The sequence below is a fragment of the Hyphococcus sp. D3-15 genome (assembly GCF_055809375.1).
On sequence record NZ_CM147910.1, the window covers coordinates 862,380 to 875,309 of the forward strand.

Annotated in this window: 15 protein-coding genes; 7 read left to right on the forward strand and 8 right to left on the reverse strand. The window is 60.1% G+C overall.

Annotated features, from left to right (window positions below):
• Positions 1–19: 19 nt before the first annotated feature.
• Positions 20–988 carry an alpha/beta fold hydrolase gene (locus tag AC0L8G_RS04455; protein ID WP_473387152.1) on the reverse strand — a complete coding sequence of 323 codons (969 nt, stop codon included), beginning with the start codon at positions 986–988 and terminating at the stop codon, positions 20–22.
• A 103-nt stretch (positions 989–1,091) separates the two neighbouring features.
• On the opposite strand from AC0L8G_RS04455, the gene AC0L8G_RS04460 reads away from it, so the two are divergent.
• A complete protein-coding gene (locus AC0L8G_RS04460) occupies positions 1,092–1,520 on the forward strand; it encodes a PaaI family thioesterase (RefSeq protein WP_473387153.1) in 429 nt (142 codons plus the stop codon).
• Here AC0L8G_RS04460 and rarD read toward each other — a convergent pair.
• From rarD to AC0L8G_RS04475, 3 genes are all read right to left on the reverse strand, one after another.
• Positions 1,517–2,434 carry an EamA family transporter RarD gene (gene rarD / locus AC0L8G_RS04465; RefSeq protein ID WP_473387154.1) on the reverse strand — a complete coding sequence of 306 codons (918 nt, stop codon included), beginning with the start codon at positions 2,432–2,434 and terminating at the stop codon, positions 1,517–1,519. The genes AC0L8G_RS04460 and rarD overlap by 4 nt on opposite strands.
• A gap of 140 nt (positions 2,435–2,574) precedes the next feature.
• Complete coding sequence (locus AC0L8G_RS04470; protein ID WP_473387156.1) at positions 2,575–3,327, reverse strand: hypothetical protein; 753 nt, start codon at positions 3,325–3,327, stop codon at positions 2,575–2,577.
• Between the two features lie 48 nt (positions 3,328–3,375).
• Positions 3,376–4,401 carry an aspartate-semialdehyde dehydrogenase gene (locus tag AC0L8G_RS04475; RefSeq protein ID WP_473387157.1) on the reverse strand — a complete coding sequence of 342 codons (1,026 nt, stop codon included), beginning with the start codon at positions 4,399–4,401 and terminating at the stop codon, positions 3,376–3,378.
• Between the two features lie 173 nt (positions 4,402–4,574).
• Here AC0L8G_RS04475 and AC0L8G_RS04480 point away from each other — a divergent pair, with 173 nt between their 5' ends.
• Positions 4,575–5,843, forward strand: a complete 1,269-nt coding sequence (locus tag AC0L8G_RS04480) for an MgtC/SapB family protein (RefSeq protein WP_473387159.1) — start codon at positions 4,575–4,577, stop codon at positions 5,841–5,843.
• On the opposite strand, the gene AC0L8G_RS04485 is transcribed toward AC0L8G_RS04480, so the two are convergent.
• Positions 5,840–6,685: an LD-carboxypeptidase gene (locus AC0L8G_RS04485; RefSeq protein WP_473387161.1), complete on the reverse strand. Its 846-nt coding sequence runs from the start codon at positions 6,683–6,685 to the stop codon at positions 5,840–5,842. The two genes, AC0L8G_RS04480 and AC0L8G_RS04485, sit on opposite strands and share 4 nt — an antisense overlap.
• 23 nt (positions 6,686–6,708) lie before the next feature.
• Positions 6,709–7,404 carry a hypothetical protein gene (locus tag AC0L8G_RS04490; RefSeq protein ID WP_473387163.1) on the reverse strand — a complete coding sequence of 232 codons (696 nt, stop codon included), beginning with the start codon at positions 7,402–7,404 and terminating at the stop codon, positions 6,709–6,711.
• 99 nt (positions 7,405–7,503) lie between these two features.
• Here AC0L8G_RS04490 and AC0L8G_RS04495 point away from each other — a divergent pair, with 99 nt between their 5' ends.
• Positions 7,504–8,895, forward strand: a complete 1,392-nt coding sequence (locus AC0L8G_RS04495) for a Mur ligase family protein (RefSeq protein WP_473387164.1) — start codon at positions 7,504–7,506, stop codon at positions 8,893–8,895.
• On the opposite strand, the gene AC0L8G_RS04500 is transcribed toward AC0L8G_RS04495, so the two are convergent.
• Complete coding sequence (locus AC0L8G_RS04500; protein ID WP_473387165.1) at positions 8,892–9,191, reverse strand: putative quinol monooxygenase; 300 nt, start codon at positions 9,189–9,191, stop codon at positions 8,892–8,894. The genes AC0L8G_RS04495 and AC0L8G_RS04500 overlap by 4 nt on opposite strands.
• Before the next feature lie 7 nt (positions 9,192–9,198).
• Positions 9,199–9,504, reverse strand: coding sequence for a putative quinol monooxygenase (locus AC0L8G_RS04505; RefSeq protein ID WP_473387167.1), 306 nt, complete (start codon positions 9,502–9,504; stop codon positions 9,199–9,201).
• An 83-nt stretch (positions 9,505–9,587) separates the two neighbouring features.
• On the opposite strand from AC0L8G_RS04505, the gene AC0L8G_RS04510 reads away from it, so the two are divergent.
• From AC0L8G_RS04510 to AC0L8G_RS04525, 4 genes are all read left to right on the forward strand, one after another.
• The gene (locus AC0L8G_RS04510) at positions 9,588–10,265 is read left to right on the forward strand and encodes a GNAT family N-acetyltransferase (protein WP_473387168.1); all 678 of its coding nucleotides are present in this window, start codon (positions 9,588–9,590) and stop codon (positions 10,263–10,265) included.
• Positions 10,266–10,386: 121 nt separating this feature from the next.
• Complete coding sequence (gene sucC, locus AC0L8G_RS04515) at positions 10,387–11,580, forward strand: ADP-forming succinate--CoA ligase subunit beta (RefSeq protein ID WP_473387170.1); 1,194 nt, start codon at positions 10,387–10,389, stop codon at positions 11,578–11,580.
• Between the two features lie 7 nt (positions 11,581–11,587).
• Positions 11,588–12,463, forward strand: coding sequence for an FkbM family methyltransferase (locus tag AC0L8G_RS04520; protein WP_473387172.1), 876 nt, complete (start codon positions 11,588–11,590; stop codon positions 12,461–12,463).
• A gap of 35 nt (positions 12,464–12,498) precedes the next feature.
• The gene (locus AC0L8G_RS04525; protein WP_473387174.1) at positions 12,499–12,930 is read left to right on the forward strand and encodes an acyl-CoA thioesterase; all 432 of its coding nucleotides are present in this window, start codon (positions 12,499–12,501) and stop codon (positions 12,928–12,930) included.

The following is a 12,930-nucleotide window of genomic DNA, read 5'->3' on the forward strand; positions in this document are numbered from 1 at the left end:
GAAGGGAATATGCGTCAAATTAAATTGAAAAACGGCGCATCAGCCAGTCGATCATCAACGCGTTCGCCTGTTCCGGTTTTTCCCACATCATCCAGTGACCGCAATCGGCGACGACATGTTTTTCAAGATCGGGAACCAGCGCTTCCATGCCGTCCGCTGTTTCCGGCGGCAGGAACAGATCAAGCTCGGCGCCGATCCACAAGGAAGGCGCGCGCACGATTTCATTGCGGCCTTCCATAAGCCGCCAATTGCGATCGATGTTGCGATAGAGATTGACGCCGCCGTGAAAGCCGCTGCGCTTATAGGCGTCGACATAATGTTGGATATCCGCGTCGGAAACGATCAGGCTGTCTTTTGTTGGCGGCGGGCCGTCGCGGAATCGTCCGGGCAGATCATATATATGCGGAACCAGTCCCGCCCAGCGCTTCCTTGGCGGCGGCGCGCGGAACATCAGCCGGAAAAAACGGTCCGGATCGGTTGCAAAAAGCGCCTCCGGCCAATCGGGTTCCTGGAACGCAACAATATAATGTTGCTCGCCAAAGCGTTTTTTGAGGATGCGGATCGGCTCGACCGGCGGGCGCGGATGCAAGGGCGTGCAAAGCCCGATGACGCCCGCGACGCGCTCTGGGTGCAACTGGCCCATGGACCAGACCAGCGCGCCGCCCCAGTCATGGCCGCAGAAAATCGCGCGTTCGATCTTCAGCGCATCCAGCGCGGCGGCAAAATCGCCGGTCATCTGGAGAATACCATATTGCGCGGAATCGGCTGGCGCGTCGGAGCGCCCGAAGCCTTTAAGATCGACGGCGATGGCGCGGAACCCCGCCTCGGCGAAGGCGTGCAACTGGTTTTTCCAGGCAAAGGCGATTTCGGGCCAGCCATGCACGAAGAAGACCGGCGGGCGCTGGCGCTCCGGGTCGCCATCCGCTTCGTAAATGGCGAGCGAGACATCGCCGGCCTTGATGAATTGAGGTTCGGGAAATTCCGCCATGGGGCAAGCTTCACCTGTCCCCGTGCTGGCAGGCAAGACATTTCATCAGCACGCAATGCGCGAAAGCATTTTGGAATGCAGCCCGATCGGCTAAGCAGAAGAAATGAGCAATACTGAAACCGAAAACAAACAGCGCGCTGCGCCTGACGGCTGGACGCTGCAATCTCATGGCGAAACATTCAGCGCCCATGCGGGCCCGTTCTATTTCCGCAAGGAAGGCGGCGCGCCGGGCATCGGTTTTTTTGCTGAGCCCCATCACGCCAATCTCGGCGGCATCGTGCATGGCGGCGCTTTGCTGACGCTTGCGGATATGGCGCTGTGGGACATTTGCCGGCGTGAAGTCGGGATATTCAACGGCGTCACGGTGACGTTGAATGCGGAATTTGTCGGCGCGGGCCCGGTGGGCGAATTCATCGAGGCCACGGGCGAGATGGTGAAGGCGGGGCGCAAGCTGATGTTCGCGCGCGGCCTCGTCAGCGCAAAAGGCGAAACATTGATGAGTTTTTCAGGAACGCTGAAACGGCTCGGTTAGGCGTTCGCGCGCGCTTTGCGGTTTTGTCTGACGGCGTCGAAACTGAAAATCGCCAGCGCCGTCCAGATCAATCCGAAGCACACCGCATGGAACAGCGTAAAGGGCTCTCCGTAATACAGGCCCAGCATGAACTGACCGGTCGGGCCGATATATTGCAGGAAGCCGATGGTCGAGAACTTCAATCGCCTCGCCGCGAGCGCGAACAGCACCAGCGGCGCAACGGTGACGGGCCCCGCAGCGATCAACAGCGCATCGATGCGCATGTCGCCCTGGCCGAAAGCGAGGCCGTGACTGTTTGAAAACCACCACAAGAATGCGAATGCAAACGGCGCCAGCAAAACGGTTTCAATAAACAGCCCCGGCATGGCGCCGACATTGAGCATTTTGCGCACATAGCCATAGGCGGTGAAGCTGGTCGCCAGCAACAAGGACACCCAGGGAAAAATCCCCGCGCCAAAGGTGAGGGTGATGACCCCTGCGGCGGCGAGCGCGACCGCGGCGATTTGCGCGCGATTGAGTTTTTCTTTCAGCACCAGCACGCCGGCGGCGACGAACATCAGCGGATTGATGTAGTAGCCGAGGCTCGCCTGCAGCACGCGGTCATTCTCGACCGCCCAGACATAAAGCAGCCAGTTCAGCGCAATCACCGATGCGGAAAAACCAAGCAGCAACACCACGCGCGAGGAGGCGAATGCTTTCAGGGTTTCGCGCCATTGTTTGCGCATGGTCAGGATGAGCGCGCCGAAGGGCACGGACCAGAGAATGCGGTGCCCGACAATCTCCGTCGCATCAACGCCGCCAAGCATTTTCAGATAGACCGGCAGCAAGCCCCACATGCCATAGGCGAAGACGCCGCAAATAAGGCCGAGCCTTACTGCGCTGTCGCCTGCATTTTGTTGATCGGCGCCTGACATGACAAACCTGAAATTGCAGCCCGGGGTCTATTCAATTCGATCTGCCGGGTCTGCCCGAAACTTGCGCCCCAAATGCGCGCTCATCCCCTCATGCGCAAGTCTTTCGCTCAGCATTTGTCTTGGCAGGGCGAATAGAATTTCTATTGGGTGACGCCGCTAGTGCGTAACTTTTGCGTGATGCGCGTCAGCGCGGCTTCCTCGCCGCGCGCGCGATAGAGCGCAGTGATGATGACGCGGCCGTCGCTGGTCTCTGCGGCGGACATGCCTTCATATGAAAAGCCTTCGTCCAACAATGGCTGCGGCGCGCGATAGAATTTCGGATTGTCATTGAGCTTGGCGAGTTCCTGCTCCAGCGCACGGCGGACAACGAATTCGAGCGGCAGATATTTTGACAGGCCGGTCTGTTCGGAAAGATCGAATGCGCCAAGACGCGCCTGCAATTTTCCATTTTCGATATAGGGAACAAGCGTCACGTCGACGCTGCCGGTCTCCTGAGCAAAGCGCGTCGGCGTGGCCTTGCCGCTCCAGCCGCAGGACCAATATTCGATTTCCAGATAGATCGCGAAGCGGATGGCGTTTTCGGGAAAGCTGATGCGCGGTTTGCCCGACTTCCAGCGCTCGCCGCAATCGGCGCGCCGCCCGGCGATCCAGTTTTCTAGATCGGTTTCGGTCTCGGTGACGAATTTGGTGACGTCGGTGACCAGCGCCAGCTTCAGATCGCCGCGCTTCGCCGCCGCCCGGTCGGTGTGAAATTCAATATCCGCATAGACCGGCCGCCCGGCGAGATTGACCCTGGTCGGCGCGTCATAGATTTTTTCATAGCCAGCGGGCGCCTGTGCGAAGGCGGCGCCGGAAAGCGTGAAAGCCGCCAGAAGAATGAAAAACAGGCGCATGACGCGCAACCTAACAGGACGGGCTTTCGCCCGTCCAGTTGGAAGCGCTTAGGCGGCTTGCTTGAGAAGGCCGCGATTGAGCACGAGTTCGGCGATCTGCACCGCGTTAAGGGCGGCGCCCTTGCGCAGATTGTCGGAGACGCACCAGAAGGCGAGGCCGTTTTCCACCGTCGGGTCGGTGCGGATGCGGCTGACAAAGGTGGCGAAATCGCCGACGCATTCGACCGGCGTCACATAGCCGCCGTCTTCGCGCTTATCGACGACCAGCAGGCCTGGCGACACGCGCAGAATTTCGCGCGCCTCGTCATCGGTGATCGGGCGTTCAAATTCCACATTCACCGCTTCGGCGTGGCCGACGAAAACCGGCACGCGCACGCAGGTCGCCGTAAGCTTGATCTTCTTGTCGAGGATCTTTTTCGTCTCCGCGACCATCTTCCACTCTTCTTTGGTGAAGCCGTCTTCCATGAAGACGTCGATATGCGGAATGACGTTGAAGGCGATCTGCTTGGTGAATTTCGACGGCGTCGGGCTGTCGTTGACGAAAATGCCTTTCGTTTGATTGAAAAGCTCGTCCATCGCTTCCTTGCCGGCGCCGGAGGTCGACTGATAGGTCGACACGACCACGCGCGTGATCCCCGCCGCATCATGCAGCGGTTTCAGCGCCACAACGAGCTGCGCTGTCGAGCAGTTCGGATTGGCGATGATGTTTTTCTTGCGCGCGCCCGCGACCGCGTCGGCGTTCACTTCCGGCACGATCAGCGGCACGTCCGGGTCCATGCGGAAATGCGAGGAATTGTCGATGACGATGGCGCCGGCTTTCGCTGCTTTCGGCGCCCATTCCTTGGCGACGGAGCCGCCAGCGGCCATCAGCACGATGTCGACTTTTGAAAAGTCGAATGTTTCAAGGTCGCGGCATTTCAACGTTCGGTCGCCATAAGACACTTCGCGGCCAATCGACTGGCGCGAGGCGAGGGCGTAAATTTCCTTCGCCGGGAACAGGCGTTCTTCAAGAATGGCCAGCATTTCCTGGCCCACATTGCCGGTGGCGCCGACAACCGCGACGTTGACTTCCATAATACTCACTCCAAATAGCGGGACCGCTAAGACGATGTTGAGCCGATGATGTCAACCCGCCCTGCGGCGGGAGGGGTTTTGGCCTCTATTGGCGGGCGTATCCAGCGAAAAAATGTCAATCCAGGATCAGCAGGGCTATAAGGCGGGTTCCCTGATTGTTTGAGGAAGCTCCTATGACTGAATTCGCCGGCGACTATGCGCTTAGCGACCTTATTCATCTGGCGGTTGCGCTGGCCATTGGCTTTCTTATTGGCTTTGAACGCGAGCACAGCCATCGGGCCGAAGCGCGGCTTCGCAGCTTCGCCGGGGCCCGCACATTTTCCCTGGCGGCGCTCGCCGGCGCTCTTTCCGGGCTTGTGAGTGACGGCATGGTGTTGCCGGCCGTGCTGCTGGCTTCCATCGCGGCCTTGACCGCCGTCGCCTATTGGGCGACCGCCCGCGACAAACCGGGCGCCGGGGGCACCACCGAAATCGCGCTGTTCGTGACGTTTCTGTTGGGGCTGGGCGCGGCGCGCGGCTTTGTGGTCGAGGCGGCGATCTGCGGCGTGGCGACTGCGATCATTTTGAGCCTCAAGCAATATGTCCAGAAATGGGCGTCCGCATTGAGCGAGCAAGAATTGCACGCGGCGCTGCGCCTGCTGGCGATTTCGGTGATCGTGCTGCCGATCCTGCCGGATCAGCGCTTCGGCCCGTATGATGCGTTCAACTTCCGCAATATCTGGCTGATGGTGGTGTTCATCAGCGGACTGTCGTTCCTTGGCTATTGGCTGATCAAACTGGTCGGCGCCGGGCGCGGGATTTTGCTGACCGGACTGGCCGGCGGGCTCGCATCCTCCACGGCGACCACATTGTCGCTGTCGCGTTTCGCAAAAGAAGGCGCGGGCGGGCGCGATGTGGCGGCGGGGATCATCGCGGCGAATGTAGTGATGCTGACCCGGGTCGGCGTGCTGGTCGCTGCGATCTCGCGCAGCGTGCTGGCGGCGATCTGGCCGGCCCTGCTGGCGGGCGCCGTCGTGGGCGGGCTTTCGGCTTTGTATTTATGGCGTGGGCGGAAAGTCTCCGCGCCGGACGATGTGACGCTTGAGGTGGAAAACCCGATGGAAATCCGTCCGGCGTTGTTTTTCGCGGCGATGCTGGCGGTGATCTCGCTCGCCGCCGCTTTTGGCGCGGATAAATTCGGCGATGCGGGGCTGGTGGTGGTGGCGCTGATTTCCGGTCTCGCCGATGTGGACGCGCTGACCTTGATCGCCGGGCGCCAGGCCGCTTCCGGGATGGTCGCGGCGAATGTCGCGGCGCTGGCGGTGCTGGCGGCGGTCACCGCGAATATCGTTGTGAAAGCCGGCATGAGCTGGAGCATTGGCGGCGCGCGCGCCGGCGCGCCGGTTGCGCTCACCTTTGCGGCGATCGTCGCGGCGGGCGGCGCTGTGTTTTTGATATTCTAGGAAATCAGGCTCGCGCCAAATGGCACGATCTTGTTGTCCGCATCATGGCCGATATCGGCGCGGCCGAGATAGGGAACGCCCGCGCGCTTGCACCAGTCCTCGACGACCTCTTCTTCGCTTTGCCCGAATGGCCGGTCATTTTCGGTGATGTCACTGACGCGCCCGAGCATGATCCCGGCGGCGTTCTGTATTCCCTTGTCGCCCATGATCGAAAACATTGCGCGGTCGATGCGGTAGAGATACTCGCCCACATCTTCGAGCATGATGATGTGGCCCGATAAATCAGGCATCCAGTCCGTGCCGGTGAGATGGGCGAGAATGGTGATGTTGAAAGCGGCGTATTTTTTGCCAACTTCTAAAGAGGGCTCGAGCGTTGATGCATCGCCAGTCACAAGAAAGCTGAGCGCGCGGGCGATAGCTTCTTCGCCGCCCTCGCGCGTCAGGTCGGTCGGGATCGGTCCGTGCACCGGGCGGCCGATGCCTTCTTTATAGAGCCGCGCCAGCAAGGTCCCGTTGTCGGAATAGCCGAGATAGGTTTTGGCGCGGGCGTGGCCGTTGAGCTTAGCAAACAGCGCAGGGTCGAGGCGGCAGGCGCCATAGCCGCCGCGGGCGAACCAGACGGCGTCATATTGCGGATCGTTAGCGACCTCCAGAAATGCGGTGCTGCGCTCCGCATCGCTTCCTGCGAAATGCCCGGCGACGGAAAAGCACTGAGGATGAAAATGAAAAGAGACAGAATCGCCAAAGCGCGCCGCCGCGACGCCCGCGGTTTTCTCCGCGAGCTCCCGCGTGATCGGCCCGCCGGGGCAGACGATGGCGATGTGTTTGGTGTTTTGATTCATCGTTTCAAGCGTAGCTTTTTACACTATTCCCTGAGGGTTTTGAACGCGCCGTGTTTGACCAGTTCGGAAAAGCTCAGCTCATTTAGAGGTCGCCCCGTGTTTCCGGGTCCCATAAGAGGGTCGTTGCTCCCGGCTATGAGCCACGGCAAACGCATCTGAATTTTTTTAGTTGCCGGCTCATCCACCAATTCAAGCGTCAACCCTGTCAGTTCAACGCCCGGTCCGAACGCCGCTGCGAAATCGTCCGGATCGACTTCATACACCGTCGTCGGGTCTGTTTCATCTTGAAAGGCGGCGATCTTGGGATACCATTTGCGCTGCACGTCGATGGCGCCGGATGCAGCGCGCAGCTTGTCAAACGATGTTTCGTCAACACTGCCTGCGGAGGGCGCCACGTCATAGCCATTGAGAATGTCGTGAACATAATCTTTCAGAAGGAAATAGGCGGTGCGTCCATTTCCCATGTCGAGGATCACGGCTTCGCCTTTCAGCTTCATGCGCGCCGCCATGCCGGAAAGCGAATTTGGCGTGCGGCGGAGATTGATTTCAAGAACGCTTGAGCCTTGATGGGGAACGCCGTCTGCAACTGCATGGGCCGTCACCTTCACATGAAGCGTAATCGCCTCGCTGGCGGAGGGAGCGCAGCCGGCGAGCATGATCGCCGCAATGAAAGCGGGGAGTGTGTAAATCAGGGCGGGCCAAAATCTGGTCAATTTCATGGGGCACACGCTTGATGATAAGGGGCTAAACGGGCTTCTTGGCCGAAACTAACCCATGGCAACTGTTTATTTCTTAATTTCCGATAGAGCGATCCGGCAATGACAAACACCAAAGACTATTTCTTCTGCGGGATCGGCGGGTCGGGCATGCTGCCCCTCGCGATGATCGTCAAGGCGCGCGGCGCCCATGTGGAGGGCTCGGACCGGGCCCTCGATCAGGGCCGGACGGGCGCGAAATTTGACTATCTGCGCGGTCTCGGCATCGCGCTCCACGCCCAGGATGGCTCCGGCGTTAATCGCCCCTCGCAAATCTTGGTTGCGTCCGCGGCGGTGGAGGACACGGTGCCGGATGTGGTCGCTGCGAAAGCCGCTGGCGCTGATCGCCTGTCGCGCGCGGAATTGCTGGCGCAGCTATTCAACGAATCCGAACGCCCCGTCGGCGTCGCCGGGACCAGCGGCAAGTCGACGACGACGGGCATGATCGGCTGGATTTTGCACCATGCCGGAAAATCCCCGACGGTGATGAACGGCGCGGTGATGAAAAATTTCGTCAAGCCCGATGCGCTGTTTGCGAGCGCGCTGGTGGGCGAGGGCGAGGCGTTTGTCTCTGAAGTGGATGAGAGCGACGGCTCCATCGCCATGTTCTCTCCGAAAGTCGCGGTGCTGAACAATATCTCTCTCGATCACAAGAGCATGGACGAATTGCGCACTCTGTTTGGCGGCTTCATTGATCGCGCCGACATCGCCGTCCTCAATCTCGACAATGACGAAACGGCGCGGATGGCGGCTGCGCGCATGCACGGCAAGATCACCTATTCGCTGGTCGATCCGCGCGCCGAGCTGTTCGCTGAAAATATCGAGCCGCAGCCCTTTGGCGTGTCGTTCGACGTGGCGCGCAGCGACGGCGCCCGCGCATCGGTCGCACTGAAAATGCCGGGCCGTCATAATGTCTCGAACGCCCTCGCGGCGATCGCTGCGGCGGGCGCTTGCGGCGTTGCCTTGCCGGATGCGGCGGCGGCGCTGGGTGAATTTGCAGGCGTGAAGCGGCGGCTCGAATATGTGGGAGAGGCGGGCGGCGTCAGCGTCATTGATGATTTCGGGCACAACCCGGACAAGATCACCGCGAGCCTTAATACTTTGCATGAATTTCCGGGGCGGCTGCTGGTCATGTTCCAGCCCCATGGCTTCGGGCCGCTGCGCCTGATGCGGCGGGAATTCATCGAGACGTTTGCATCGCTGCTCGCGCCTGATGATGTGCTGTTGATGCCGGAGCCGGTCTATTTCGGCGGCACGGTCGACCGGTCCGTCTCCAGCAAAGACATCGCCGCAGGCGTTGTTGCGGCGGGCCGCAAGGCCGAAGCGCTGGCGACCCGGGACGATTGCGGCGTGCGATTGTTAAAGCTGGCCGAGCCCGGCGACCGCATTGTCATTATGGGCGCCCGCGACGACACGCTTTCGGTCTTCGCCGCTGATTTGCTGAAACAGATCTAGACTTCCTTTATGTTCTCGCCGTCTGCGGCGATCATGTCGCGGCTGACCATCCCCGCGCCATGCAGCGCGGCGCGCCAGGCTTTGAGATGCGGTTTTTCAAAATGCGCATCGAGATCCTCCCAGCTCTCCCATTTTTCAAGCACAAGAAACGCGTTGGGGTCTGTGAGTTCAGGCCCGTAATAATATTCAATACAGCCGGGTTCTGCGCGGCTGGCGGTGATCATGGCCTGCATGACGGGGCGCAATTTGGCGAGCGCGCCGTCGCGGACGACGATCCTTCCGGTGACAACAATCATCTGCGCATCATCCCATCAAATTGCGTTCTTCACCGGCTTCGATGAAGCGGATGGCCTGGGAGACAACGCCGACTTCGCCGAGCTTTGCGAACCAGACGCCCATATGGGGTTGCTTCACATGGGCGTCGAGCGCCGCCCAGCTTTCCCAATATTCGAGGATGACGAGCGTGTCGGGCTCGGTCACATCTGCGCCGAAGGAGTATTCGATGCAGCCAGCTTCCGCCCTTGTGGCGGCGATAAGCGTTTCCATCTCTTTTTGGACCTTTTGAAGTCCGCCGGGTGACAATTTCGCCTTGCCGGAAACAATGATCATGAGCAATCTCCTCTTTCTTGTGCGGGCGGACTATGGGATGCGCGCAGCAGGGGCGTCGGTATCAAAACTCACCTGATGACTGCATGAATAGCGAACTCAACTGGTCGATGCGTCCACCCCCGGAGCTGCCTGTGCTAAAGGGGCGGTGGGTCGCCATAGAACCCGCAATCTTCCCGGACTCGGCGGAGGCGCTGTTTCCTCTTCTGGGCGGGCCGGACAATGCGGACTTATGGACCTATATCCCGATTGGCCCGTTTGAGCAGCCCGGCCAGTTGGCGGCGGTGATGCAGCTCATGCACGCCCGCGAAGGCTGGCAGACCTATCTGTTTCGCGCTGCCGTCTCGGGCGAGCCGCTGGGCATGGCGAGCTATATGCGCATCCGTCCGGCGGCGGGGTCTGCGGAAGTGGGCTGCGTGGTCTTTTCGAAAAAGCTTCAGCGCACCCCGGCGGCGACCGAGGCGATGTATCTGATGGCGCGGCATATCTTCGATGATCTCGGCTATCGCCGATATGAGTGGAAGTGCAACAACGCCAATGCGGCGTCGAAACAGGCCGCCATCCGCCTCGGCTTCAGTTTTGAAGGCGTCTTCCGTCAGGACATGGTGATGAAAGGTAAAAACCGCGATACCGCGTGGTATTCGATTATTGACGGGGAATGGCCGCAGGTGAAGGCCGGTTTTGAGGCCTGGCTTGCGCCGGAGAATTTTGACGACCAAGGGGCCCAGCGCCGGGCCCTGAAGGAAATTCGCGATGCGATGTGAGTTTTGTTGGAATTCTGTGAGCCTCGTTGACGCCTGACCTGTTGTCTCGCCTTGCGGCGTGGCTATAACCGCCTCAATTGTCGCGCTTGGATACCCGTATATCCCTAATGGAGCCCACCAGATGAACATCCACGAATATCAGGCCAAACAAGTCCTCAAGAATTTCGGCGCGCCGGTTTCTGAAGGCCGTGTGGTGACCGAGGCGGGACAGGCCGAAGCGGCCGCGAAGGAGCTTCCCGGTCCGCTCTATGTGGTGAAGGCGCAGATCCATGCGGGCGGACGCGGCAAGGGCAAGTTCAAGGAAGCCTCAGCGGGTGAAGCGGGCGGCGTGCGCCTCGCCAAATCCCCGGCGGAAGCCTCCACCTTCGCCAAGGAAATGCTGGGCGCGACGCTGGTCACGAAACAGACCGGCCCGGCGGGCAAGCAGGTCAATCGCATCTATATCGAGAACGGCTCTGACATTGAGACCGAGTTGTATCTTTCGGCGCTGGTCGATCGCGGGACGGGCCGCATCGCCTTCATCGTCTCCACCGAAGGCGGCATGAATATCGAAGAAGTGGCGGAAGAAACGCCGGAGAAAATCGTCACCGCGCAAATCGATCCGGCGACCGGCTGCAAGCCGCATCATGCGCGCCGCATCGCGCAGGCGCTGGGGCTTTCCGGCGCGGCGGCCAAGCAATGCGGCAAGCTGATCCCGACGCTCTACAAGGCGTTTGTCGACAAGGACATGTCGATGCTCGAAATCAATCCGCTGATCGTGACCAAGGGCGGCGATTTGCTGGTGCTCGACGCCAAGGTCGGCTTCGACCCGAATGCGCTGTTCCGTCATCCGGATATTGTCGAGCTGCGCGACGTGACTGAGGAAGACCCGGCGGAATTGAAAGCCTCCGAATACGACCTTTCCTATGTGAAGCTCGACGGCAATATTGGCTGCATGGTCAATGGCGCGGGCCTTGCCATGTCGACCATGGACATCATCAAGCATTACGGCGCTGAGCCTGCGAACTTCCTCGATGTGGGCGGCGGCGCGACGAAAGAAAAAGTCACCGAGGCGTTCAAGATCATCACCACCGATCCGAATGTAAAAGGCATTCTGGTCAATATTTTCGGCGGCATCATGAAATGCGACATCATCGCCGAAGGCATTGTCGCGGCGGTGAAGGAAGTCGGCCTGGAAGATCCGCTGGTCGTGCGCCTTGAGGGCACCAATGTGGAAAAGGGCAAGGAAATCCTCGCCAGTTCCGGCCTCAAGATCACGCCTGCCGACGACCTCGAAGACGCCGCACAGAAGATCGTCAAAGCGGTTCAGGGGTAAAATCGCCATGACAGCAAAGCCCGCCCCATCGCTGAAACGCCGGGTCGCTCATGCGATGGAGAGCGTCGGCTTGCGCGGCGTCCTTGCAAAGCTCGGCAGCACCGCCGCGCAGCGCGCTTCCGGTTCAGATGTGGGCTTGCTGTTTGACGAAATTTGGGTGCGCCGCATTGGCGACGTTTATTTCGGCGACAAGGCGCAGTTCGATTATTACCTGCAGGAATTCAAAGGCTGGAATAAACAGCACAAAATCTGGCTGGAAGGCCCGAAGGAATACTGGTTTTACAAATATCAGCCCGCGCCGGGCGATGTCATCATCGATGTCGGCGCCGGCTTCGGCAATGACGCGCTGATCTTTTCGCACGGCGTTGGCGAGACCGGGCGCGTCGTTTCGGTCGAGGCGCATCCCGCCGCCTTCAAGAAGCTTGAAAAGACCTGCAAATGGTCGCGCCTCGACAATGTGACGCCGCTGGCGGTCGCGCTCGGCGCCGAAGAGGGCGAACTCTATATCACCGGCGATGATGACAATCCGGAAAATACGGTGGTCGCAGAACAGCCAACCGGCGAGGCGGCATATAAAGTGCCGGTGCGCCGGTTTGACGATGTTGCGGCGGAGCTGGGAATTGACCGGATCGACCTGATTAAAATGAACATTGAAGGCGCGGAAAACGACGCGTTGCGCGGCATGCCGCGCAGCCTCGCCAATTGCGCCAATGTGATCATCTCCTGCCATGATTTTCGCGCCGACCGGGGCGATGGCGAATTTTACCGGACGCTGGAAGATGTGCGGGAAATTCTCACGCAAGCCGGCTTTTCGCTGGAGCGTCGCGAAGACGATCCGCGTCCTTATATTCGCGACACGCTTTATGGCTGGCGCAATAGCTGACGCGTATTTCCGGTTGAACGCGGCGAGGGCAGGCCATGACGGATCGCAACGACTTTAAACTTCTCCACCCCCTGCGCGTGCGCTGGGCGGAATGCGATGCGCAGGGCATCGTCTTCAACGTCAATTATTTTCTGTATTTCGACGTGGCGATGACCGAGTGGCTGCGCGCGCTCGGCTATACGGGAAACAAGACGCTGGAGTTTTTCACGGTTCATTCCGAGGCGGACTACAAGGCGTCGGCGAAATTCGACGACATGCTCGATGTGGGCGTGCGCTGCGCCCGGCTCGGGCGCACCTCGATGGCGCTGGAGGCGGCGATCTTTCGCGGCGAGGAAATTCTGACCACGGGCAAGCTGATCTATGTGCATGCGGAGCTGAAAACACAGGACAAGTCGCCGCTCCCCGATGAATTTGTCGAGCGGGTTCTGGCCTTTGAAAAGACCACGCCGGAGACCGTGGCCTCATGA